Origin of the sequence: Pantoea sp. CTOTU46764 (assembly GCF_031974595.1) — a bacterium.
Lineage (GTDB): Bacteria > Pseudomonadota > Gammaproteobacteria > Enterobacterales > Enterobacteriaceae > Pantoea > Pantoea trifolii.
Window position 1 is genome coordinate 56,165 of the sequence record NZ_DALYOQ010000006.1, and the last position, 24,557, is coordinate 80,721.

The window sequence follows — 24,557 nt, forward strand, 5'->3', positions numbered from 1 at the left end:
GCGCGCCGCGTTGAACGGGGATTGGTTGTAGAGCTCACTCACCCAGTGATAGGCGGCCGCTGCAGTGGTGAGACCGGCAGCACGCGCGTAATGGAAGATGCTGCGCTGATTACTTAAGCGGCTGACGCCGTTATGAATTATGCCGCTGCGCACCGGTGGAATGCCGGTGAGAATGCATTCGTACAGCGGGCGCGACAGCGAAGGCAGTTCGCAGGTCAGCGTGTAATATTGGCCGTTGCCCTGCGCGCATTCGGCAAACAGATAGCCCATTGCGTGTTGCGCCACCTGATTACTCAGCCCATCCAACACCACCAGGATCGTTTTCATCCCTCGCTCCTTACTGCTTCATATTGATGATGACGTTCTCTTGCCACAGACGCGGCAGCATTTTCGAGGTTTTATCCCATGCGGCCTGGTCCTTGATTGGACGAGCATTTTTATACTCAGACTGCGGTAGCAGCTTGGCCTGCACGTCGGCTGGCAGTTTCAGGTGTTCGGCACGAATCGGACGTGCATAACCTTTCGCCAGGTTGATCTGACCTTCATCAGACAAGATGTATTCACGCGCCAGCTTGGCGGCATTCGGATGTTTGGCGTATTTGTTGATGATGGTGCTGTAGCCAGACGTCACGGAACCATCGGATGGAATCACCACTTCGTAGCGGTTTTTATCGATCTGATCGCGGTAGTTCAGACCGTTAAAGTCCCACACCACCGCCACCTGAATCTCGCCTTTCTCGATGTTGGCAATCACCGGATCGGTCACGCCAAGGCGGCCTTCTTTCGCCAGATCGCCGAAGAAGCTCAACGCCGGTTTCACATTCTTCTCGTCACCGCCCAACGCGTAGCTGGCTGCTAACACGCCGTTGGCCGCCTGAGCCGCAGTGCCGACGTCACCGATAGTGACCACATACTTACCTTTCTTCAGATCGGCCCAGCTATGCGGCACATCTTTCACCTGCTGCTTATCCACCAGAAATGCGATGGTGCCGGTATAGGCCAGCATCCAGTTGCCATCCTGATCTTTCGCCCAGCTTGGGATTTGATCCCAATGCGTTGGTTTATAGGGTTGCGCCACGCCTTTCGCCACGGCAATCGGACCGAAAGCCGCGCCCACATCACCGATATCGGCGCTGGCGTTCTCTTTCTCTGCATCAAATTTTGCCAGTTCCTGCGCAGAGGACATGTCGGTGTCGCTGTGCTTCAGACCATATTTGCTGTTGAGGTCACTCCAGGTATCTTTCCAGTTGGCCCAGCTATCGGGCATGCCGACGCTGTTAACCTGGCCTTCGGCGCGCGCGGCTTTTTCTAACGCGGCGAGGTCATTATCTGCGGCTTGCGCGGCAGGCAGCGCAAGCAGTACGGCACTGGCTACTACAGAGGCGATAAACGCTTTCATCTCGATTGCTCCCGGTATATGTTGTGGGACTTCTTGGTCTAGTCCAGCAAGAACCGAGCCAATGTAGCCCGAATAGATGAAGGTTTTATGACCATGGTGGTGAAACGGGGTGTGGCGCGACCATCCACATGCGGTTACAGCGCGCTAAAGCGTGGGTTGTTCTCTGTCACATTGTAGTCATCGAACTGTCATAGTGCAGATTTGCCCCAAAATGAGGCTGAAAAATGATGTCGAAAACGGCGGATGTGATTGCAGCAGGGCTGCGGGAACGCATTGAAAGCGGTGAATTTGCCAGCGGTCGTTTGCCCGCCGAACGCAGCTTAAGCGAACACTATTCCACCACGCGCATTACGTTGCGTGAGGCGCTGGGTTGGCTGGAAGCGCAGGGCATTATCTATCGTGAATTGCGTCGTGGCTGGTTTCTCGCACCGCCTCGGCTGGTCTACAACCCCTCTCATCACAGCCATTTTCACGCCATGGCCGCTGAGCAAGGCCGTATTGCCAGCACTGAAGTGCTGGAGGCGCGGGAAGTACCAGCACAATTGGCGATCGCGCGCCATCTGCAACTGCTGGAAGGCGATAAGGTTTACCGCATTCGCCGCCTGCGGCGTATTGACGGCCGCGCCGTGTTGTATGTCGAGCATTACCTCAATCCCGCCTTTTTTCCGGGATTGCTGGATGAAGACCTGACGCGCTCGCTGACCGATCTCTATGACCAGCGCTATGGCATTCGCTACGGCGGTGCGCGTTTTACCATGTTGCCGGGACCGCTGCCGGCGCGCGCCGCACCCGCGCTTAACGTGGCGAGTGGTACGCCCGGCTTGTTAATTACCCGCATCAACCGCGATCAGCACAAGCGCGTGATTGATTGCGACTGCGAGTTCTGGCGCTACGACGCGCTGTGCGTGGATGTCGAAGTATAAATATTGTGATTTTGATCACACTACAGCATGATAGCGCCAGTAAGTAATTGAGAGCGTGAGGCGCAAAAATGACAATAAAAACAGGGGTTGGGCAGTACATTTCCTTAGCACTGCAGTGGGTGCTGAACATTGGACTGATCATCCTGGCCATTATTCTGGTGGTGTTTCTCGGTAAAGAAACCATTCATCTGGCCAATGTGCTGTTTAGCACTGGCGAGCAGACCTCTTCCTATCTGCTGATTGAAGGCATCGTTATCTACTTCCTCTACTTCGAATTTATCGCGTTGATTGTGAAGTACTTTCAGTCGGGCTATCACTTCCCGCTGCGCTACTTTATCTATATCGGCATCACGGCGATCATTCGCCTGATCATCGTCGACCATAAAAATCCGTTTGATACGCTCTACTATTCAGCGGCGATTTTGATTCTGGTGGTGACGCTGTGGCTGGCCAACAGTAACCGCCTGAAGCGCGAGTAATAATATTGCGTGGCACAACCAGCAGTGCCACGCATTCTCCTCTGCGTTAAACTAGGGCAACTTTTTTTCCGGAGATGTCCTGATGTCGCATGACGCGCTGCGCCAGTTACGCGCACTGCACTGGCTGCCAGCCTCTTCCCCGCAGTTTTCTGCCCCGTTACTTGACTGGTTAATGGAAGAAGATTCCATGACGCGTCGCTTCGAGCAGCATTGTCAGCAAGTGACCGTAGAAGTGATCCGTGAAGCGTTTATAGGCGCCGATGAAATAACGGATGAGGCGGAATTTCTGCCCGCCGATCCGCGCTTCTGGCTGCGCGAAATTGTGCTGTGCGGTGATGGCGTACCCTGGCTGATTGGCCGCACCGTGGTGCCAGAAAGTACGCTGAACGGCCCCGAGCAGATGCTGCAACAGCTCGGTACGCGTCCGCTCGGTCGCTATCTGTTCTCATCATCTACCCTGAGCCGCGATTTTATCGATCCCGGTCAGGTTGGCGAGTTATGGGGACGCCGTTCTCGCCTGCGCTTGTCGGGCAAACCGCTACTGTTAACTGAACTGTTTTTACCGGCGTCGCCGCTCTATCGCGCGCTGGATCAAGGATAAACCACTGTGCAAAACACCTTACCCATGACCAAATGGCAGGCTTACTGCCGCCTGATGCGTATTGATAAACCCATCGGCACCGTGCTACTGCTATGGCCAACCCTGTGGGCATTGTGGCTCTCCGGCATGGCGATTCCACCGCTGCCGGTGCTGTTAGTGTTTGTGCTCGGCGTGATCGTGATGCGTGCTGCAGGCTGCGTCATCAATGACTACGCTGACCGCAAAATCGATGGTCACGTAAAGCGCACGGCGTCACGTCCGCTGGCCAGCGGCGCGGTATCTGAGAAAGAGGCTAAACTGCTTTTCGCCGGTCTCGGCTTGCTGGCGTTTATGCTGGTGCTGACCATGAACACCATGACCATTTTGCTGTCATTTGGCGGCCTGGCGCTGGCGTGGGTTTATCCGTTTATGAAGCGCTATACGCATCTGCCGCAGGTGGTGCTCGGCGCGGCATTTGGCTGGGCGATTCCCATGGGTTGGGCGGCAGTTAGTGAGTCCTTACCTTTGGTCTGCTGGCTGGTTTTCCTGGCGAATATCTGCTGGACGGTGGCCTATGACACGCAGTACGCAATGGTCGATCGTGATGACGATTTGAAGATTGGTGTGAAGTCGACGGCGATTCTGTTTGGTCGTTATGACAAACTGATTATCGGTTTATTGCAGCTGGCGACGCTTGGCCTAATGGCATTGGTGGGCATGATGCTCAATCTGAATGGCGCGTTTTACTGGTCACTGTTACTGGCAGCTGGCTTGTTTGTGCATCAGCAGAAGCTGATTGCCCAGCGCGAGCGTGATCCCTGCTTCCAGGCGTTTCTGAATAACAACTATGTGGGCATGGTGCTGTTTCTCGGCATTCTGCTCAGCACCGTGCCGTTCGCGGATTTGTTATAAACAAAAAAGGTGCACTGAAGCGTAATTTTGTTCAGTTAAGCGCAGAGCGACTTTCGTTCGCTTTGCGCTGAGGCAGTTGCAGCACCTTCGTGCGGCGACCGAGCAGAGAGCGCCTGGCCACGCCCTCTGCACTCCCGGGCCTTGCGCCAGCCCAGCTCGCCGCTGCGCGGTGCCTTCACTCGTTCACAATTCCTGACGGACCGGTGGCGATTCGCTCCTGCTCAGCGCCACCTCTCGCCGCATCCATGCGGCTCGCCCTGGAATCCCTCTCTCGTTCAGCGAGTTGGGATGTCGCCTCAACACCCGCGCTGCACCATCAAGGCATAATTTTGACTCGCCATCGCTACAAGTCTCGTAGGGTCGCCCTTCATGGCGACCGAGATGAGTCATCAGGCAGGAGGGATCGTGGGAGAATAGCGAGGACTTAGCAGGGCGCACCGAAGTGCGCCTTTGTGTTTTCATGTCGCCTACTAATCGTGGGTGACCGCGCTCTCAATCGTCAGACGGACATCGCTGGTGACCAGCTCCGCCAGCATCTGCCACATCATATGGCTGCGTTCTGCATCGGCATCGCCTTTGTCACTGATATAACCCTCATCACGCAGCGTAAGTACCAATGCAGTGAATACCGCTTTATCAAAGAACTCGGGTGCGTTGATACCGTGCAATACAGAAAGGCGTTGAGCCAGGGTGCGGCTCTCTTTCTCCAGCGTGCCACGGTTGATGGCCGGTTTCGCGCTGAGGATAGCGAAGGTAATCGCGAAGCGCTGAAGCGTCTCACGAATACCCGCCGCCAGCAGTTGCAGCGAACGGTGACGTGCCGGCGTCATTCTTAGTTGACCATCCTGCAAGGTGATCAGGCCCTGGCGCGCCATCTCTGCACAGAGTGCGTTAAGTAGTGCAGGCAACTCCGCCTTGTCCCAGCGTAAGAACAACTCGCTCTTTAGCATCGGATATACCAGGCTCATCTGACGCAGCAGCTCTGCTTCGCTGATTTCACGATGTTGCTGCACGATGGCGGCAATCAACGATGGCATCACTAACATGTGATGAATGTTGTTGCGATAGTAGGTCATCAGCACCGCCTGCTCGCGCGGCAGAATGATAATGTCGCCAATGCTGTCCTGCTCGGTCTCGAACTTGTTCATGCCCATCGCGTGATCGAGCAGCGCTTCGGCGCTCATATCGGGCACCGTGGCTTCTGGCGAATACGGCACGTTGCGCAGCAGTTGGGTGTAGCACTCTAACTGCTCAATCAGCTGTTCGCGGGTTAATGAACGCTGACGTGACGCCAGCAGCGCAGTCACGCACAGGTTCATGGCGTTGGCCGCACCGGCTTCGTTAATGCGCACCATCAGCTTCGCCGCAATGTCATTCACGGCAGGCGTCATCCACGCAGGGCGTTGCGGTTCGATAGGATCAATCGCATCACGCCATTCCGGCACGTTTTTGTTCAGGTAGTTCATCAACGGCAGCGGTTCGCCGAAGTTAACGTAGCCCTGACCAAGATTGCGCAGCTTACGCAAGCCGCGCACCATCTGCAGGAAGCTCTCTTTCTCTTTGGCCGCGCCACGCAGCTCTTTGGCATACGTGCCCACTTCCATCACGTGCTCGTAACCGATGTAGATCGGCACGAAGGTGATAGGACGACTGCCGCCGCGCAGCATCGCCTGCAGCGTCATCGACAGGGTGCCGGTTTTCGGATCCAGCAAACGGCCGGTACGCGAACGTCCGCCTTCCACAAAATATTCAACGGAGTAACCACGGCTAAACAGCTCGCCGAGATATTCACGGAAAACGGTGGAATAGAGTTTGTTGCCCTTAAAGGTACGACGAATAAAGAACGCGCCCAGGCGACGGAAAATCGGGCCGGCTGGCCAGAAGTTTAGGTTGATCCCCGCAGCAATGTGCGGCGGCACCAGGCCTTGATGATAAAGCACGTAGGAGAGCAGCAGATAATCCATGTGGCTGCGGTGGCAGGGCACATAGACAATCTCGTGACCATCCTGCGCCAGCTGACGCACGCGCTCACCGCCGTGTACGTTGATGCCCTGATACAGGCGGCTCCACAGCCAGCCCATCACGCGGTCAGTGACCTTAATCGCTTCGTAAGAGAAGTTCGCCGCCACTTCTTCCATCATTTCGATGGCGTTCTGCTGGGCTTTCTCATGCGAAATCTTTTTGCTGCGTGCTTCATCTTCTACCGCTTTTTCAATCGCTTTGGACTGTAAAAGCTTGTTGAAGAGATCCTGACGTGCAGGCAGACGCGGGCCGACCGCTGCCAGACGCTGGCGAGCAAAGTGAATGCGCGCTACGCGAGCCAGCTTCTGTGCAATCGACTTATCGGTACCGTGTTCGGTCGCCATCTGGCGTAGCGAAACGGTTTGCGAGAAGCGGACAAAGCTGTCGCGGCCATGCCACAAAATGGCGAAGAACTTCTGCACGCCATTCAGCACGCGCAGATGCGGCGTGGATTCACCGGATGTTTCACGTCCCGGCGCGCGACCAAACATCACCGCGACCGGCAGCATTTGCACGTCGAGTTGCGGGTTGCTGCGATGCAAATCCAGATAATCGTGGAACAACTTTACCGACTCGGGATTGGCCACGAAATAGGGAATCACGCGTGGGCCATCGTGAATAAACACGTGGCGCGGCAGCAGGGTGCCATCGATCTCCAGCGGAGCCAGCGGATCGGGCAGATCATGTTTCAGGCATTGAGCACGCAGCGTGAGCAGGTCAGCCTTTGAATCATAAGGCAAAACATACATCACCGGACGTGTTGGATCGATCCCGTGTTCAGAAACGGGATCGGTCGGAATGACCTTACTTTTTACCAAAATAGAGAGTGGTAAATTCAATAATTTGTAATAGAGTTTACGCCAACCTGACATAGACAACTTTAAGCCTCTTGTTAGCAAAGCGCGGCAAGCATACCAGAAAGCGCAGCGAAGGTCTGTGGCTCTGCCGCCTCAAACTGCCCACACATTGACGTCAAAATAGTTCAAGGGTTCCATAGACATGGCAAATAACGTCACCGGTTTAGTAAGAATAGTGAAAGCAGCCGGTTATTCCTGGCAGGGCCTGCGTGCTGCATGGCAGCATGAAGCTGCATTTCGGCAGGAAGCCGTTGCCGCGCTGGTGGCCATTCTCGTGGCGTGCTGGCTGGATGTAGATACCCTCTCCCGCATCTTGATGATTGGCTCGGTGGTGCTGGTTATCATCGTTGAAATCCTTAATAGCGCTATCGAGGCGGTGGTCGACCGCATCGGGCAGGAACAACATCCGCTCGCGGGCCGCGCCAAAGATATGGGATCGGCCGCCGTATTGCTGACTATCTTACTGGCTCTGTTCGTCTGGATCGCGCTGCTCTGGACGCATTTGAGATAGGGATTCCAGATTCATCAAACCGCTGATTTTTCCCTCTGTTACGGTTTTCATTTCGCGAATACCTGTATATACTCACAGCGACTGTATAAACAACCAGGGGGCGGGATGAAAGCGTTAACTGCACGGCAGCAACAGGTCTATGACCTGATTCGCGACCATATTAACCAGACGGGCATGCCGCCAACGCGTGCGGAAATTGCTGCGCAACTGGGTTTTCGCTCGCCCAATGCTGCTGAAGAGCATCTGAAAGCGCTGGCGCGTAAAGGCGTAATTGAAATTGTTTCCGGCGCATCGCGCGGGATTCGTTTACTAATGGAAGAAGAACCAAGCGAAGGGTTGCCGCTGATTGGTCGCGTCGCTGCCGGTGAACCCTTGCTGGCGCAGGAACATATTGAAGCCCACTATCAGGTGGATGCGAATCTGTTCAAACCGAGCGCCGATTTTTTGCTGCGCGTGAGCGGCATGTCGATGAAAGATATCGGCATTATGGATGGCGATCTGTTAGCCGTGCATAAAACGCAGGAAGTGCGTAACGGCCAGGTTGTCGTGGCGCGCATTGATGATGAAGTCACCGTGAAACGCTGGAAAAAGCAGGGCGCGATTGTCCATCTGCTGCCGGAAAACACCGATTTCCAGCCGATTGTCGTTGATACCCGTGAGCAGTCGCTAACCATTGAAGGTTTAGCTGTCGGGATTGTACGCAACGGCGAGTGGCTCTGATCAGTTTCTGATCCTCCCCAACTGCGGCGGTGCGAATTTGCGCTGACCGCAGTCTGCTGTTTTACTTCTCTGTGACTCTTTCTGCGGCTCACGCTGGCGCCATTACGCTGATTACCGCACACAACGGAATGGGCTGATGCAGCTGTTTTCCTCTTCAGATAAAACACTTTGGCGGCTAGCGCTGCCGATGATCCTGTCAAATATCACCGTCCCGTTACTGGGCGTGGTGGATACCGCCGTTATTGGTCATCTCGATAGCCCGATTTACCTCGGTGGCGTCGCCGTGGGCACAACAGCGACTAGCTTCATCTTTATGCTTCTGCTATTCCTGCGTATGAGCACCACCGGATTGACCTCTCAGGCATTTGGCGCCAATGACAAAACCGCGCTGGCGCGCGCCTTAACGCAACCGCTGCTGATTGCCCTGGTTTTTGGCGTGCTGTTTATGGTGCTGCGAACGCCGGTAAGCAGCCTGGCGGCAGCTTTAGTGGGCGGCAGCCCGGAAGTGCAGCAGCAGGCGCAAATATTTATTGAGATTCGCTGGCTGAGTGCCCCCGCAACCTTAGCCAATTTGGTGATTCTTGGCTGGCTGCTAGGCGTGCAGTATGCGCGGGCGCCGATGGTGCTGCTGATCATAGGCAATCTGGTGAATATCCTGCTTGATCTGCTGTTCGTCCTCAAACTGCATTGGGGTGTGGCTGGCGCGGCGGCGGCCACCGCGCTGGCAGAATATGTCACGCTGGGCGTGGGTTTGTGGATGGTGGCGCGCGTGCTGAAGATGCGCGGTATCCATTTTACTCTGCTTAAAAGCAGTTGGCGTGGCGATGCGGCGCGGCTATTCCGCCTCAATCGCGACATCATGCTGCGTTCTTTGATGCTGCAAATTTGCTTCGCGTCACTCACCATCCTTGGCGCGCGGATTGGCCCGGATGTGGTGGCGGTCAATGCGGTGCTGTTGATGTTTCTCACTTTTACCGCATACGCGCTGGATGGTTTTGCCTATGCGGTTGAAGCCTGTTCGGGTGAAGCGGTTGGGGCCAAAGATCGCAGTAGGCTGTTGCTGATTTGGCATGCGGCTTGTCGTCAGGCTTGCTTCGTTGCAGCAATCTTTGCGCTGATTTATGCGTTCACCGGTCCGCAGATTGTGGCGATGCTGACGTCACTGGAAGCGTTACGCGAGATGGCCGATCGCTATCTGATTTGGCAAGTGATTCTGCCGCTGATTGGCGTCTGGTGTTATTTGCTGGATGGCATGTTTATCGGCGCGACGCGCGGTCGTGAGATGCGCAACAGCATGGTGATAGCGGCAATCGGCTACGGTCTAGCGCTGCTCACATTGCCATGGCTCGGCAATCACGGTTTATGGCTGGCAGTGACGGTGTTCCTGGCGTTACGCGGACTGACGCTGTGGCTGATTTGGCGCGGTCACTGGCTGCGCAATAGCTGGTTCATCGCCTGAATAAGCGAAGCGTAAACTACAGATTAATCTGTATTTCTCTGCAAACTGCGAAGCGGCTACTACAATTACCTTATACGGCGCACATGAGTAGCGCGTTGTCTGGGTATATTGCCAGCTAAGCAGGCAATATATCTATCTCACTCAGGATGTAGTGGAGGATTATTATGAACAAAGACGAAGCGAGCGGAAACTGGAAGCAGTTTAAAGGTAAGTTTAAAGAAAAGTGGGGCAAGCTTACCGATGACGATATGACGGTGATCGAAGGTAAACGCGATCAGCTGGTCGGTAAAATCCAGGAACGCTACGGTTATGCAAAAGACCAGGCCGAACAAGAAGTTAAGGACTGGGAAAGCACCAATAAAGATTACCGCTGGTAATTGCCCCTGAGGAAGATGCTCCTACCCGCCAATCATTTAGCGTAGTGATTGGCCCGGCACAAGGACGTGCCTCTCTATTTTCTTACCCGTTTTTTTCCCTCAACCTGATGATCATGCTCGCAGCTTTCATGATGCGTGCAAGCCGCCACTTCTGCGCAGCTCTCACACAGGCCATGTGCCTCAATCACGGTATGACGCAAAGAAAATCCCGCCTGATCCGCTAACGCAGCAATGGTCTTTTCCACACCATGAGCGTGTTTTTCAGTCACTGCCGCACAACCGTCACACACCAACATCACTGAAGTATGTGCCGGCTCATCAAAATGATGACAAACCACATAACTGTTATTCGACTCAACGCGATGAATAAATCCCTGTTCCAGCAGGAAATCCAGCGCGCGATAAATGGTAGGCGGTTTAGCTTGCGGTTCACTGACACGCAGCTGATCCAGCAAATCGTAAGCGCTTATCGAACCATTCTGCTCTGCCATCAAGCGCAGTACTTCGGCGCGCTGAGTGGTGAGGCGCACGCCGCGATCAAGGCAAAGTGATTCAGCCTGGGTAAGAAGTTGTTCTGGCGTGAGGTTTGACATAAGCATTCTCCGGGTTGCAGGTGATGTTATTTTATCACACAAATTTTTACGCTGCTGTGATTGCTTATTTTCCTTAAACTCCTGCAGAAAACTCCCACCAATCAATCGATTATCCTTCCTGTTAACCCAACAACATTGTTGCAACCATTATGTCTGAAAAATCCGTCCAGCCAGACAGCGCAACGGCTACAAGGATTTTGCTTTGCAACTCACCGGGTTAGCGTATAAGGTTCAAAAGGTCTTAAGTAATTTCTGGTATCAATTTATTCACTGTTAATTTTTCTGCATATAAACACAGCAGAATGGTGTTTACGCATCCAATTCTGCGAATAGCAGTGCTATTTCCTTTTAATTCACAGCAATGAAGCGTTAGCCAGGGTTCAGAATGGCGGCTAACTAAACTTTCAGTCGGTGAGTGATTCAGCGACATTTCAAAGGTGATGGCAGGCTCATGGCGAAGACATTATTCAGGCACAAAAAAGTAGCTTATCTTGTTGGTTTGAATGCAGTATTTCTTTCTTCCTCAGCTCTGGCAGCAGGTACATGGTATGACGCGCGTAACGATGCGATGGGCGGTACCGGCGTAGCCTCTTCCACCTGGAGTTCCGCAGTGCTGGCTAACCCAGCATTGATGACCAAGGCGCAGCCTGAAGACAACGTTAGCATCATTCTTCCATCAGCCGGTGCACAGGTTACCGATAAAGACAAATTGATTGATCGCGTCGACGACATTACCGATACCGTTGATCGTTATCAGGATGAGCTTCGGGACTTTTCTCTCGAAGATTATTTAAATGGCTATCCAGAGGTGAAAGCTGCTGCGGGTGATATGGCTAACCAGCTCAGTCAGTTACGTGGTAATAAAGCCCATGCTACCGCAGGTGTAGCACTAGCCGTCACTGTTCCAAATGAAACCCTACCTTTTGCCTTTATAACTAAAGCGTACGGTACCGCATTGGTACGTGCCAATGTGGCAGACAGCGATATCACTTACCTTCGCGGCATTTCAGATGGCACTATTCCTCTGACGCCGGGCGCTGAAGATAACTTGCGCTCCAGCGCCAATGGGCTGGCGGCTTTGATCACCGATTATGGTGTGTCAGTTGCGCATGAGTTCTCGATTGCTGGCCATCCAGTTTCTGTCGGCGTGACGCCAAAGCTACAGAAAACCTGGCTGTATAACTACACCGCGAGTATCTACAACTACGACAAGAGCGACATTAACAGCAGCCGCTATCGCAGCAGCGATACCGGTTTTAACGTGGATGCTGGCGTTGCAACGGATTTCGGTGAGAACTGGACCTTAGGTGTGACTGGGCAAAACCTGATCTCGCGCGATATCGACACCAAAGAGGTGAACGGCTACCGCGATACTTACCAAATTCGTCCACTGGTTACGACCGGGCTTTCCTGGAATAGCGGGCCGTTCACGTTGGCCGGTGATGTTGATCTGACTGAAACTAAGCGCTTTAAATCGGAAGACAGCAGCCAATATGCTGGCGTAGGTGCGGAGTATCGTGTGCTGGATTGGCTGGCGCTGCGTGCCGGTTATCGTGCCGATCTGAAGTCGAACGATACTGACGTGTTCACCGCCGGTTTAGGTGTGTCACCGTTCAACAATACCGTTCATCTCGATCTGGCCGGTTCTGTGGGTAAAGACAACACCGTGGGTGCGATGCTGCAGCTCGGATTTAACTTCTAATTCCCTGTCTGATAACGGGCGGCTGTGCCGCCCGTTTTGCTGTGGTATGATTGCGCAGTTTCTCATCACTTAACTTACTGCGGATTCACTGCGTTTCATGACCGATACTTTCTCCTCGCAACGTTTTTCCATCGCCCCCATGCTCGACTGGACCGATCGCCACTGTCGTTATTTCCACCGTCAGCTGAGCGGCGACACGCTGCTGTACACCGAAATGGTGACGACCGGCGCGATCATTCACGGTAAAGGCGACTATCTGGCCTACAGCGAGGAAGAGCATCCGCTGGCGCTGCAGTTGGGGGGCAGCGATCCCGCCGCACTGGCGCAGTGCGCTAAGCTGGCAGAAGAGCGTGGCTACGATGAGATCAACCTCAACGTTGGTTGTCCGTCCGATCGCGTACAGAATGGTCGTTTTGGAGCCTGCCTGATGGGCGATGCGGCGCTGGTTGCCGACTGCATTAAAGCGATGCGCGATGTGGTAAGCATTCCAGTGACGGTGAAAACCCGTATTGGCATTGATGAGCAGGACAGCTACGAATTCCTGTGTGATTTTATTGGCACCGTGGCGCAACAGGGCGGCTGCGATACCTTTATTATCCACGCACGTAAAGCCTGGCTTTCCGGTTTGAGTCCAAAAGAGAATCGCGAGATCCCGCCGCTCGATTATCCACGCGTTTACCAATTGAAGCGCGACTTCCCGGCGCTGATCATGGCGATTAATGGCGGCATCAAAACCCTGGAAGAAGCTAAGCTGCATCTGCAGCATATGGATGGCGTGATGATGGGGCGCGAAGCCTATCAGAATCCGGGTATTCTGGCGCAGGTTGATCGCGAACTGTTTGGCCGCGATACGCCGCGCGTCGATCCGGTGGCGGTGGTGCGCTCAATGTATCCGTACATTGAAGCTGAATTATCCAAGGGCATGTATCTCGGCCATGTTACACGTCATATGCTTGGCCTGTTCCAGGGCATTCCCGGTGCGCGCCAGTGGCGTCGCTATTTAAGTGAAAACGCCCACAAACCCGGTGCCGATGTGCGTGTGTTGGAAGCGGCGTTAGCGCTGGTAGCGGATAAGATCCCGCAGGAAGTGATGTAATCATCGTCAGGCAAGACGGAGCGTTCCGGCTTTTATAGGGTGTGCATTCATGCGCACCTGAAAGCCAATAGGATGGTTTTTTCTACGCCACAAATTAGTTTTTTTCATCACCCTTTCAACATTTCACTCATCATTCTTTCTTAAAATTCAAGTGGTTAGCTATTATTATAAGTTGGCACGCATCTTGTAATGTTCCTGATGTTATTTACACAGGAGAGCCTTCGTGGAAATTCTATTTGTTATCGGCTTTTTTCTGATGCTGCTGTTCACCGGCGTTTCGCTGCTGGGCGTCATCGCGGCATTGGTGGTGGCGACCGCTTTGATGTTCTTTGGCGGATTGCTGGCAATTGTTATAAAAGTGTTGCCGTGGCTGGTGCTGGCAGTGGCTGTTGTATGGCTTTATCGCGCATTTACCACACCTTCAGGTGAGGCTAAATTGCGCAGGCTGAAAAGAAAAATCAGCGACTTAGATAGAAGGGATTGGCGCTAACTGCGGTGACGATCACAGACTCGGAAATTGCTTAGCATAATTCCGCATTTAAACATATTTTTTACTTATGTTTTCTGTCAGGATGATTGGCGTTGTTTCAAACGAATTCATCGCCGCTGTCCCTACACCAGCGCGAACTATAAAAAAGAAAGAAAAAGGGGCTTTCTACGGGAAGCCCCATTTGCATTTAGCGATCAGGGAATCAGCAGGCTGGAACCCTGAGTCGCGCGACTCTCCAGCACCTGATGCGCGCGCACTGCGTCACGCAAGGCAAATTTCTGCTGCTCTGGCACGTTAAGCTGAATTGCCCGGCTGGCGATCAATGAGAACAATTCATTGCTGGCGGCATCCAGTTCTGCACGATTGGTGATGTAGCCGAACAGCGAAGGGCGGGTAACGAACAGTGAGCCTTTCTTATTGAGAATGCCAAGATCAACGCCGGTTACCGGACCCGATGCATTACCAAAGCTGACCATTAATCCGTGGCGACGCAGGCTATCCAGCGAAGGTTCCCAGGTGTCTTTCCCCACCGAGTCATACACTACGGCCACTTTCTCACCGTTGGTCAATTCGTTGACGCGCTTCGCAATATCCTCTTCGCGATAGTTGATCGTCGCCCAGGCGCCGGCATCTTTGGCAATCTTCGCTTTCTCTGCAGAACCTACCGTGCCAATCAGATGTGCGCCGAGCGCTTTGGCCCATTGGCAGGCGATCAAACCCACGCCACCGGCTGCGGCATGGAACAGGAAGATTTCATCGGCTTTCACTTTATAGGTTTGGCGTAGCAGATACTGCACGGTTAACCCTTTAAGGAAAGAAGCCGCGCCTTGCTCAAAGGAGATGCTGTCCGGCAAGATCACCAGGCGATCTTCCGCCACATTGTGCACTTCGCTATACGCACCGAGCGCGGCCTGGCAATAGACCACGCGATCGCCCGCTTTAAAACGCGTCACCGCCGATCCGACACGCTTCACCACACCGGCTGCTTCGGTGCCCAAGCCGGAAGGGAAGCTGCTTTGCGGATACAAGCCGCTGCGCACATAGGTATCAATGTAGTTAATGCCAATCGCCTTGTTTTCCACCTGCACTTCGTGCTCGGCGGGATCGGCCAGTTCGAAATCGACCCATTGCAGCACATCTGGGCCGCCGTGTTGGTTGAACTGAATACGCTTTGCCATTCTGACTCCTGTGATTGTTCATCCTGGGACGTTATACTTGCGCGTCCCTTTCACGATCGGTAATGCATTCACTATGGCAGGAAATAAACCCACCAACAAATCGAACGAACCCCGCGATCGGCAGCTGGAAGGCTTGAAAATGCCGCCGCATTCCATAGAAGCGGAGCAGTCGGTGCTCGGTGGGTTGATGCTGGATAACCAGCGCTGGGACAACGTTTCGGAGCGTGTTGTCGCCAGTGATTTTTTCAACCGCTCGCACCGCATGATTTTCACGGAAATGCAGCGTTTGCTGGAAGCGGGCCAGCCGATCGATCTGATTACGCTCTCTGAATCGCTGGAAACACTGGGCGAATTAGAGATGGCCGGCGGCTTCGCCTATCTGGCCGAGCTGGCAAAAAATACGCCAAGTGCGGCGAACATCGGTGCTTATGCGGATATCGTGCGTGAACGTGCGGTGGTGCGTGAGATGATCTCGGTGGCGAACCAAATCGCCGATGCCGGTTACGATCCGCAAGGACGCAGCAGTGAAGATCTGCTCGACTTCGCCGAATCCAACGTTTTCAAAATTGCTGAACAGCGCGCCAACAAAGATCAGGGCCCGCAGAACATCGAGCAGATCCTCGAAGCCACGGTTTCGCGTATTGAGTCGTTGGTCTCAACGCCGCACGATGGCGTGACCGGCGTCGATACCGGCTATCAGGATTTGAACAAAAAAACCGCCGGTTTGCAGGGCTCGGATCTGATTATCGTGGCGGCGCGTCCTTCGATGGGTAAAACCACCTTCGCCATGAATTTGTGCGAAAACGCCGCGATGTTGCAGGACAAGCCGGTGCTGATTTTCAGTCTGGAGATGCCCAGCGAACAGCTGATGATGCGTATGCTGGCATCACTGTCGCGTGTGGATCAGACGCGTATTCGTACCGGTCAGCTGGAAGATGAAGATTGGGCGCGTATTTCCGCCACCATGGGGATTTTGCTCGAGAAGAAGAACATGTTTATCGATGACTCTTCTGGCCTGACGCCAACCGAAGTGCGCTCACGCGCGCGCCGTATTTTCCGCGAAAACGGCGGGTTGAGCCTGATCATGATCGACTACCTGCAGCTGATGCGCGTGCCTGCACTGTCGGATAACCGTACGCTGGAGATCGCCGAGATCTCGCGCTCGCTCAAAGCGCTGGCGAAAGAGCTGAATGTGCCGGTGGTGGCGCTGTCGCAGCTGAACCGCTCACTGGAACAACGCGCGGATAAGCGTCCAGTGAACTCGGATCTGCGTGAATCAGGCTCGATCGAGCAGGATGCCGACTTGATCATGTTCATCTATCGCGACGAGGTGTATCACGAAAACAGCGATCTTAAAGGCATCGCCGAGATCATCCTCGGTAAGCAGCGTAACGGCCCGATCGGTACGGTGCGTTTGACCTTTAATGGCCAATGGTCGCGCTTTGATAACTACGCTGGCCCGCAATACGACGACGAATAACCCTTTTAACCCGGATGCATGCACGTTTTGTGCATGCATTTCACGTCATCAGAAAATAGTGTTGGACAACCCCGGCTTCAATCAGGTTATCTGTAGCAAAGCGCCCCTTATTTCGCTGTGGAAACAGAATGACTCAGGTAGACGATCACGACCTTAAGATATTGACATTATTACAATCTAACGGACGCCTCACCAACCAGGAACTCAGTGATTTAGTCGGACTTTCGGCATCGCAATGTTCACGCCGCCGCATCAATCTTGAGCAGGCCAATCTCATTCTCGGCTATCACGCGCGGCTCTCGCCCGACGCGGTGGGCCTTGGCATGGTGGGATTGATTGAAGTGCGATTGAAAAACCATACGCCGGATTACGAAGAGAGTTTCCATCGCATGGTGGAAGAAGAAGCCGCCATCGTCGATGCCTTTAAAACCACTGGCGATGCCGACTATCTGCTGAAAGTAGCGGTGGCCGATCTGGCGTCATTGAGCGCACTAATCAGCCAGTTAGTGGCTGGTCATCAAAGCGTGGCGCACGTGAAAACGTCCGTGGTATTGAGCCGTTTAAAAGAGAACGGTTTGATGATAATCCCGCAGCACAAAACGCGCCAAAAAAGTGCGTGATGTGCTAATCTGGTGCAATTATTGCCTTAATAATGCAAAAAACGCGCACCGGAAAACAAATTTGTGCATGGGTTGATGGTTTGAGTCTCAATTGATGCACAAAAACCTGCAATAAAGCGCCTTAGTTATCAATTGGATAATCGCTGGCACCCATCGGCGGCTCGCATACGTCGCCGATGTGGTGCGTTTTTTGCATTTGAACCGCATCATTTGCAATGAGATTAATCCATGGATAACGTTGTTCAACCCACCAAAGTTCCCCATTCGCTGATTGAAGATGCGCTGGCGATCGTCCTCGGCACGCTGATGGTCTCTTTCGGCGTCATCATGCTGAAACAGGCTGGCGCACTGACCGGCAGTTCGGCGGGTATTGCCTTCTTAATCAGCTATTTGTCGCCGCTCTCTTTTGGTAGCGCCTTCTTCCTGATCAACCTGCCATTTTACTGGCTGGCCGTGCGACGCATGGGCTGGGAATTTACCCTGAAAACCTTCTGCGCGGTTGGCCTGGTGTCGCTGTTTACCCATTTACATCCGCTGTTTGTGCATTTTTCTGCGCTAAATCCGTTTTATGCGACACTGTTCGGTAACGTGGTGATGGGCATTGGGTTTATAGTGTTGTTCCGTCATAAAGCCAGCCTCGGTGGCATCAATATTTTGGCGCTCTGGCTGCAGGACCGCATCGGTCTGCGTGCCGGAAAACTGCAAATGGCGGTTGATACCTGCGTGGTATTAGCGTCACTGTTTGTGGTGTCGTTACCGATGCTGTTTGCTTCCATCGCGGGCGCGGTGATCCTCAATCTCATCATCGCAATGAATCATCGTCCCGGCCGTTACATGGTTTGATGACGCATCTTTACCTCTTATTTCTGACCAATCATGGAGATCTGCACCGTGTTTCAAAACGTTGATGCCTATGCCGGCGATCCGATTCTGTCGTTGATGGAAACCTTCAAACAAGATCCGCGCGATAACAAAGTAAACCTGAGCATCGGTCTCTATTACAACGAAGCGGGCATCATTCCTCAGCTGCAGGCGGTCGCCGCAGCAGAAGAGCGCCTGCAGGCGCAGCCGCATCAGGCATCGCTGTATCTGCCGATGGAAGGTCTGAACGCTTACCGCAACGCCATTGCACCGCTGCTGTTCGGTAAAGAACATCCGATGCTGCACGCGGGCCGTATTGCCTCCATCCAGACCTTAGGTGGCTCAGGTGCGCTGAAAGTCGGTGCTGATTTCCTTAAGCGTTACTTCCCAGCGTCAAACGTGTGGGTGAGCGATCCAACGTGGGAAAACCATATCGCGATCTTTAACGGTGCGGGCTTCGAAGTAGAGACTTATCCGTGGTACGACGCAGAAACCAACGGCGTGAAGTTTGATGCGTTCATCGCCAAACTGAAAACCTTGCCGAAACAATCCATCGTGCTGCTGCATCCGTGCTGCCACAACCCAACCGGCGCCGATCTGACTAATGCGCAGTGGGATGAAACCACCGAAGTGCTGAAAGCGCAGGAGCTGATTCCGTTCCTCGATATCGCTTATCAGGGCTTTGGTGCGGGCATGGAAGCGGATGCTTATGCCATTCGCGCCATTGCGGCTGCCGGCTTGCCAGCGCTGGTGAGCAACTCGTTCTCCAAGATCTTCTCGCTGTACGGCGAGCGCGTTGGCGGCTTGTCCATTGTCTGCGACAGCGCGGAAGAATCCGCTCGTGTACTGGGCCAGCTGAAAGCGACCGTACGTCGCAACTACTCCAGCCCGCCAAACTTTGGTGCGCAGGTGGTTTCATGCGTGCTGAACGACGAAGCGCTGCTGAATAACTGGCTGGCAGAAGTGGAAGCGATGCGTCTGCGCATTATCGAAATGCGCCAGGCGCTGGTGAATGTGTTGAGCACCAAGCTGCCAGGTCAAAACTTCGATTACCTGCTGAAGCAGCGCGGTATGTTCAGCTACACCGGCCTGAGCGCGCAGCAGGTTGATCGCCTGCGTGATGAGTTCGGCGTCTACCTGATTGCCAGCGGCCGTATGTGCGTTGCCGGCCTGAACAGCCGTAACGTCAACCAGGTTGCTGAGGCATTTGCTGCGGTAATGTGAGTCAATACCCAGGCAACACAGAGCCACCACGCTGACATCATCCAGTATCAAAACCATGGCCGCTAAGCTGAGCGACTAACCTTCAGGCGGCAGAGTTCACGCTCTGCCGCTTTTTCCTCTCTTCAGGGTTTACCTTTCGCCGACATGCTGCACACTTAAACGGTGTGATTACTTTTAGGATTCTGGCATGTGGCATCAACAAACGCTTACGCTTGGCGCCAAAGCGCGCGGCTTTCATCTGATTACCGACGAGATTGTCGGCCAGCTTCACGGCTTATCCGATGTGCGCGTCGGCCAATTGCATCTCCTGCTGCAACACACATCAGCGTCGTTAACGCTGAATGAGAATTGCGATCCCACAGTGCGCAGCGATATGGAGCAGCATTTCTTACGCCATGTTCCGGAAAGCGCGCCTTATCAGCACGACTACGAAGGGGCTGACGACATGCCCGCACACATCAAATCGTCGCTACTCGGCGTTTCACTGCTGATTCCGGTCAACCGTGGTCGCCTGATGTTAGGCACATGGCAGGGAATCTGGTTGGGTGAACATCGGGTGCAGGGCGGTGCGCGGCGTATCGTGGCGACCTTACAAGGGGAATAAAACATGAACACATCGGATTTACTGACGTACTGCATGAGCAAGCCGGGCGCGGAGCAAAGCTTTAAAGAGTGCTGGCAGGCGACGCAGATTAAAAGTGAAGGCGTGCTGTTTGCCATGCTTTATGAGGTCAAAGGGCGTCCGGCTTTGTCGCTGAAGGCGACACCTGCGCTGGCGGAATTATTACGTGAGGAGCATAACGATGTGTTTCCCAGCGAGCACTTAAACAAGTCGCACTGGAGCACGTTGTGGCTGGATGGTTCGCTGAAGGATTCGCAGATTTACTATCTGGTGGATGCTTCCTGGCAACAGGCTGACGCCACGCGTGAAGCGGGCGTCAACCATGATGAACACTGAGGCGAATTAAGCCGCAGATTCTTCGCGCAGGGTATTGATATCAATCACGAAGCGGTATTTCACGTCGCTTTTCAGCATACGTTCGTAGGCTTCGTTGATTTGATTCATCGCGATCAGTTCGATATCTGAAGTGATACCGTGCTCGCCGCAGAAATCCAGCATCTCCTGGGTTTCCGCGATGCCGCCAATCAGTGAACCGGCGATGCTGCGACGTTTGAAGATCAGGTTGAAGACCTGCGGTGCCGGGTGATCGTGCTCCGGCGCGCCGACCAGCGTCATGTTGCCATCACGCTTCAGCAGGGCGATGAACGGGTTGAGATCGTGCTGCGCCGCAACGGTGTTCAGGATGAAGTCAAAGCTGTTGGTGTGCGCGGCCATTTGATCGGCATCTTTCGAGATCACCACTTCATCAGCGCCCAGGCGTTTACCATCTTCAATTTTTGACGGTGACGTGGTGAACAGCACCACATGTGCGCCCATCGCATGAGCCAGTTTCACGCCCATGTGACCGAGGCCGCCCAAACCGACAATACCGACTTTTTTACCCGGACCGACATTCCAGTGACGCAGCGGCGAGTAGGTAGTGATACCGGCACACAGCAGCGGCGCAACGCCTGCCAGATCGAGATTTTCGGGTACGCGCAGCACGAAGCTTTCATCTACCACCATGCTGGTGGAGTAACCGCCGTAGGTGATGGCTTTGGTTTCACGGTCTTCACCGTTATAAGTGCCAACGAAGCCATTTTCGCAATACTGCTCCAGCCCTTCCTGACAGCTTGGACAGCTGCGGCAGGAATCAACCATACAACCCACGCCGACCAAATCACCCACTTTGTAATTGTGAGTGTGCGCGCCAACGGCAGTGACGCGACCCACGATTTCATGGCCCGGCACCACAGGGAAAATGGTGTTGCGCCATTCGTTGCGCGCGGTATGCAGGTCAGAGTGGCAGACGCCGCAGTACAACACTTCAATCTGCACATCATGAGCGCGCAGTTCGCGTGGCTTAAAGTCGAACGGGGCGAGTTTTGCTTTCGCGTCCTGTGCGGCATAGGCATGCGTAATATTCATGGTGTCTCCAGTAGGATGTGTCGTGATTTTTATGCGGGATCCCGTCAGGGATAAAAGGCGCGTGAGTCACGCCAAAAGGAACGCTGTAAGGATAGTCAGCAGGATGGAATGCGTATATGCCTGAAGTTGTCTGATTCTTGCCTGTTCCTGCATTTCGTTGCGGAATTCGACAGATAAAAATCAGGCCCGCAATGGCGGGCCTGGGAGAAAATTACTTCTTCAACATTGGTTTAAGGAAACGCGCCGTGTGTGATTTTTCACACTCCGCCACCGTTTCTGGCGTGCCGGACACTAGGATTTCACCGCCGCCGCTACCACCTTCTGGGCCGAGATCGACAATCCAGTCTGCGGTTTTCACCACGTCGAGGTTGTGCTCAATCACCACGATGGTGTTGCCCTGATCGCGTAACTGATGCAGCACTTCCAGCAGTTGCTGAATATCCGCAAAGTGCAGGCCGGTGGTCGGCTCATCAAGGATATAGAGCGTCTGGCCGGTGCCGCGTTTGGACAGCTCACGCGCCAGCTTAACGCGCTGCGCTTCACCGCCCGAGAGCGTGGTCGCCGACTGGCCGAGGCGGATGTACGACAGGCCAACATCGATCAGCGTTTGCAGCTTACGCGCCAGCGCCGGCACCGCATCAAAGAACTCGCGCGCTTCTTCGATGGTCATATCCAGTACTTCGTGGATGCTCTTGCCTTTGTATTTGATCTCCAGCGTTTCGCGGTTATAGCGTTTGCCTTTGCACTGGTCGCACGGCACGTAGATGTCCGGCAGAAAGTGCATTTCTACCTTGATCACGCCGTCGCCCTGACAGGCTTCGCAGCGTCCGCCGCGCACGTTGAAGCTGAAGCGGCCCGGATTGTAGCCGCGTGAACGCGCTTCCGGTACCCCGGCGAACAGCTCACGTACCGGCGTGAAAATGCCGGTATAGGTCGCGGGATTCGATCGTGGCGTACGCCCAATTGGGCTCTGATCGATATCGATCACTTTATCGAAATGCTCGAGACCCGCGATCTCACGATACGGCGCGGCTTCGATGGTGGTCGCGCCGTTGAGCTGGCGCTGCGCAATCGGGAACAGCGTATCGTTGATCAGCGTCGATTTACCCGATCCGGACACCCCGGTGATGCAGGTAAACAAGCCGACCGGAATCGTCAGCGTGACATCTTTGAGGTTGTTACCGCGCGCACCGGTGAGCTTCAGCACTTTAGCGGGATCGCCTTTGACGCGCTGTTTAGGGATGGCAATCTCACGTTTGCCGCTGAGGAACTGGCCGGTCAGGGAATTTTCATTCGCCATGATCGCGTGCACATCGCCTTCCGCAACCACCTGACCACCGTGCACGCCGGCGCCCGGACCGATATCGATCACGTGGTCAGCGGCACGAATCGCATCCTCATCGTGCTCCACCACAATCACGGTATTACCGAGATCGCGCAGGTGAATCAGCGTGCCGAGCAGGCGCTCGTTGTCACGCTGATGCAAGCCGATAGACGGTTCATCCAGCACGTACATCACGCCGACCAAACCGGCACCAATTTGGCTGGCCAGACGAATACGCTGCGCTTCACCGCCGGAGAGCGTTTCCGCCGAGCGTGACATCGACAGGTAATTCAGGCCGACGTTCACCAGGAAGCTCAGGCGATCGCCAATTTCCTTAAGGATTTTTTCCGCGATCTGCGCACGTTGGCCGCTCAGCTTCATGTTGGCGAAGAAATCCATCGCATGACCGATGCTCATTTCTGAGATGGTTGGCAGGTTGGTGTCTTCGACAAAAACATGGCGTGCTTCACGACGCAGGCGCGTGCCTTCGCAGCTGGCGCAGGCGCGGTTGCTGATAAATTTCGCCAGCTCTTCACGTACCGCGTTGGATTCCGTCTCTTTATAACGGCGCTCCATGTTGTGCAGCACGCCTTCAAACGGATGGCGGCGCACCGAGGTGTCACCGCGATCGTTGATGTATTTGAATTCGATATTCTCTTTGCCGGAACCGTACAGAATCACATGGCGCGCGTTGTCACTCAGGCTGTTGAACGGTGCTTCGACATCGAATTGCAGATGCTCAGAAAGCGAGCGCAGCATCTGGAAGTAGTAGAAGTTACGGCGATCCCAGCCGCGAATGGCGCCGCCCGCCAGCGACAGCTCGGGATTTTGCACCACACGGTCAGGATCGAAATATTGCTGCACGCCAAGGCCATCACAGGTCGGGCAGGCACCGGCCGGATTGTTGAACGAGAACAGGCGCGGTTCGAGTTCACGCATGCTGTAGCCACAAATCGGGCAGGCAAAGTTGGCCGAGAACAGCATCTCTTCGGCGCTGGTATCATCCATATCGGCGACGATCGCCGTACCACCGCTCAGTTCCAGCGTGGTCTCGAAGGATTCGGCCAGACGCGTTGCCAGATCGTCGCGCACGCGGAAGCGGTCAATCACCACTTCAATGGTGTGTTTCTTCTGCAACTCCAGTTTCGGCGGATCCGACAGATCGCACACTTCGCCATCAATACGCGCACGGATGTAGCCTTGCGCGGCGAGGTTTTCCAGCGTTTTGGTGTGTTCGCCTTTGCGATCTTTCACCACTGGCGCCAGCAGCATAAGACGACGGCCTTCTTCCTGCGACAGCACCTGATCGACCATCTGGCTCACGGTTTGCGCCGCCAGTGGAACGTCGTGGTCCGGACAGCGCGGCTCACCCACGCGTGCAAACAGCAGGCGCAGATAGTCATGAATTTCAGTAATGGTGCCGACGGTGGAACGCGGGTTATGCGAAGTCGATTTCTGCTCAATGGAGATGGCGGGCGAAAGACCTTCAATATGGTCAACGTCCGGTTTCTCCATTAATGAAAGAAACTGGCGCGCATAGGCCGAAAGCGACTCGACATAGCGACGCTGGCCTTCCGCATACAGCGTATCAAACGCCAGCGAAGACTTACCGGAACCTGACAGACCGGTGACCACAATGAGCTTATCGCGAGGGATGATCAGGTTGATGTTCTTCAAATTATGGGTGCGAGCACCGCGGACTTCGATCTTATCCATTCACC

General features: G+C 54.2%; 23 protein-coding genes and 1 pseudogene. 17 read left to right on the plus strand and 7 right to left on the minus strand.

All coding sequences use genetic code 11. The features are described from left to right. Both RTM06_RS04000 and RTM06_RS04005 read right to left on the minus strand, forming a co-directional pair. Positions 1-327, minus strand: a pseudogene (locus RTM06_RS04000) (alkaline phosphatase family protein); the annotation flags it as partial. Between the two features lie 10 nt (positions 328-337). Further along, entirely contained in the window at positions 338-1,399 is a 1,062-nt protein-coding gene (locus tag RTM06_RS04005; RefSeq protein ID WP_008109931.1) for an ABC transporter substrate-binding protein, read from the minus strand. A gap of 224 nt (positions 1,400-1,623) precedes the next feature. Between RTM06_RS04005 and RTM06_RS04010 the strand changes: the two genes are divergently transcribed. From RTM06_RS04010 to ubiA, 4 genes are all read left to right on the plus strand, one after another. Further along, positions 1,624-2,322 (plus strand): UTRA domain-containing protein, encoded by a 699-nt coding sequence (locus RTM06_RS04010; RefSeq protein ID WP_312180097.1) that lies wholly within the window; start codon positions 1,624-1,626, stop codon positions 2,320-2,322. Positions 2,323-2,390: 68 nt separating this feature from the next. After that, entirely contained in the window at positions 2,391-2,801 is a 411-nt protein-coding gene (psiE, locus tag RTM06_RS04015) for a phosphate-starvation-inducible protein PsiE (RefSeq protein WP_008109934.1), read from the plus strand. A gap of 82 nt (positions 2,802-2,883) precedes the next feature. Next, complete coding sequence (ubiC, locus tag RTM06_RS04020) at positions 2,884-3,402, plus strand: chorismate lyase (protein WP_312180099.1); 519 nt, start codon at positions 2,884-2,886, stop codon at positions 3,400-3,402. A gap of 6 nt (positions 3,403-3,408) precedes the next feature. Then, complete coding sequence (gene ubiA, locus RTM06_RS04025; protein WP_008109936.1) at positions 3,409-4,293, plus strand: 4-hydroxybenzoate octaprenyltransferase; 885 nt, start codon at positions 3,409-3,411, stop codon at positions 4,291-4,293. Positions 4,294-4,763: 470 nt separating this feature from the next. On the opposite strand, the gene plsB is transcribed toward ubiA, so the two are convergent. Beyond that, positions 4,764-7,187, minus strand: coding sequence for a glycerol-3-phosphate 1-O-acyltransferase PlsB (gene plsB / locus RTM06_RS04030; RefSeq protein WP_312180164.1), 2,424 nt, complete (start codon positions 7,185-7,187; stop codon positions 4,764-4,766). 127 nt (positions 7,188-7,314) lie between these two features. On the opposite strand from plsB, the gene RTM06_RS04035 reads away from it, so the two are divergent. From RTM06_RS04035 to RTM06_RS04050, 4 genes are all read left to right on the plus strand, one after another. Next, positions 7,315-7,683 (plus strand): diacylglycerol kinase, encoded by a 369-nt coding sequence (locus tag RTM06_RS04035; protein WP_154182481.1) that lies wholly within the window; start codon positions 7,315-7,317, stop codon positions 7,681-7,683. 105 nt (positions 7,684-7,788) lie between these two features. Beyond that, complete coding sequence (gene lexA, locus RTM06_RS04040) at positions 7,789-8,403, plus strand: transcriptional repressor LexA (RefSeq protein WP_256698146.1); 615 nt, start codon at positions 7,789-7,791, stop codon at positions 8,401-8,403. Positions 8,404-8,539: 136 nt separating this feature from the next. Continuing rightward, positions 8,540-9,862: an MATE family efflux transporter DinF gene (gene dinF / locus RTM06_RS04045; RefSeq protein WP_312180104.1), complete on the plus strand. Its 1,323-nt coding sequence runs from the start codon at positions 8,540-8,542 to the stop codon at positions 9,860-9,862. Between the two features lie 164 nt (positions 9,863-10,026). Then, positions 10,027-10,239, plus strand: coding sequence for a CsbD family protein (locus tag RTM06_RS04050; RefSeq protein WP_008109944.1), 213 nt, complete (start codon positions 10,027-10,029; stop codon positions 10,237-10,239). Between the two features lie 74 nt (positions 10,240-10,313). Here the strand turns inward: RTM06_RS04050 and zur are convergent, their stop codons facing one another. Continuing rightward, positions 10,314-10,832: a zinc uptake transcriptional repressor Zur gene (zur, locus tag RTM06_RS04055; RefSeq protein WP_265300643.1), complete on the minus strand. Its 519-nt coding sequence runs from the start codon at positions 10,830-10,832 to the stop codon at positions 10,314-10,316. A 451-nt stretch (positions 10,833-11,283) separates the two neighbouring features. Between zur and traF the strand changes: the two genes are divergently transcribed. The 3 genes from traF (at position 11,284) to pspG (ending at position 14,120) form a co-directional block, all read left to right on the plus strand. Beyond that, the gene (gene traF / locus RTM06_RS04060; protein ID WP_312180107.1) at positions 11,284-12,534 is read left to right on the plus strand and encodes a conjugal transfer protein TraF; all 1,251 of its coding nucleotides are present in this window, start codon (positions 11,284-11,286) and stop codon (positions 12,532-12,534) included. A 97-nt stretch (positions 12,535-12,631) separates the two neighbouring features. After that, positions 12,632-13,630, plus strand: a complete 999-nt coding sequence (gene dusA / locus RTM06_RS04065; RefSeq protein WP_312180108.1) for a tRNA dihydrouridine(20/20a) synthase DusA — start codon at positions 12,632-12,634, stop codon at positions 13,628-13,630. 223 nt (positions 13,631-13,853) lie between these two features. Further along, complete coding sequence (gene pspG, locus RTM06_RS04070) at positions 13,854-14,120, plus strand: envelope stress response protein PspG (RefSeq protein WP_008109948.1); 267 nt, start codon at positions 13,854-13,856, stop codon at positions 14,118-14,120. A gap of 194 nt (positions 14,121-14,314) precedes the next feature. Here the strand turns inward: pspG and RTM06_RS04075 are convergent, their stop codons facing one another. Then, positions 14,315-15,298, minus strand: coding sequence for a quinone oxidoreductase (locus RTM06_RS04075; protein WP_312180111.1), 984 nt, complete (start codon positions 15,296-15,298; stop codon positions 14,315-14,317). A 73-nt stretch (positions 15,299-15,371) separates the two neighbouring features. Here RTM06_RS04075 and dnaB point away from each other — a divergent pair, with 73 nt between their 5' ends. The 6 genes from dnaB (at position 15,372) to RTM06_RS04105 (ending at position 20,441) form a co-directional block, all read left to right on the plus strand. Further along, entirely contained in the window at positions 15,372-16,778 is a 1,407-nt protein-coding gene (gene dnaB / locus RTM06_RS04080; RefSeq protein WP_312180113.1) for a replicative DNA helicase, read from the plus strand. Between the two features lie 128 nt (positions 16,779-16,906). Then, positions 16,907-17,398, plus strand: a complete 492-nt coding sequence (locus tag RTM06_RS04085; protein WP_097095220.1) for an Lrp/AsnC family transcriptional regulator — start codon at positions 16,907-16,909, stop codon at positions 17,396-17,398. 228 nt (positions 17,399-17,626) lie between these two features. Next, positions 17,627-18,241, plus strand: a complete 615-nt coding sequence (locus tag RTM06_RS04090; protein ID WP_008109953.1) for a YitT family protein — start codon at positions 17,627-17,629, stop codon at positions 18,239-18,241. 48 nt (positions 18,242-18,289) lie between these two features. Beyond that, positions 18,290-19,483 carry an amino acid aminotransferase gene (locus tag RTM06_RS04095; RefSeq protein ID WP_312180120.1) on the plus strand — a complete coding sequence of 398 codons (1,194 nt, stop codon included), beginning with the start codon at positions 18,290-18,292 and terminating at the stop codon, positions 19,481-19,483. Positions 19,484-19,670: 187 nt separating this feature from the next. Continuing rightward, positions 19,671-20,087 carry a secondary thiamine-phosphate synthase enzyme YjbQ gene (locus RTM06_RS04100; RefSeq protein ID WP_061718371.1) on the plus strand — a complete coding sequence of 139 codons (417 nt, stop codon included), beginning with the start codon at positions 19,671-19,673 and terminating at the stop codon, positions 20,085-20,087. 3 nt (positions 20,088-20,090) lie between these two features. Continuing rightward, on the plus strand, positions 20,091-20,441 hold the full coding sequence (locus RTM06_RS04105) for an MmcQ/YjbR family DNA-binding protein (RefSeq protein ID WP_265300658.1): 351 nt from the start codon (positions 20,091-20,093) through the stop codon (positions 20,439-20,441). Positions 20,442-20,447: 6 nt separating this feature from the next. Here the strand turns inward: RTM06_RS04105 and RTM06_RS04110 are convergent, their stop codons facing one another. Both RTM06_RS04110 and uvrA read right to left on the minus strand, forming a co-directional pair. Beyond that, on the minus strand, positions 20,448-21,512 hold the full coding sequence (locus RTM06_RS04110; RefSeq protein ID WP_061718370.1) for an NAD(P)-dependent alcohol dehydrogenase: 1,065 nt from the start codon (positions 21,510-21,512) through the stop codon (positions 20,448-20,450). A 211-nt stretch (positions 21,513-21,723) separates the two neighbouring features. Beyond that, on the minus strand, positions 21,724-24,552 hold the full coding sequence (gene uvrA, locus RTM06_RS04115) for an excinuclease ABC subunit UvrA (RefSeq protein ID WP_293791894.1): 2,829 nt from the start codon (positions 24,550-24,552) through the stop codon (positions 21,724-21,726). Positions 24,553-24,557: the final 5 nt, after the last annotated feature.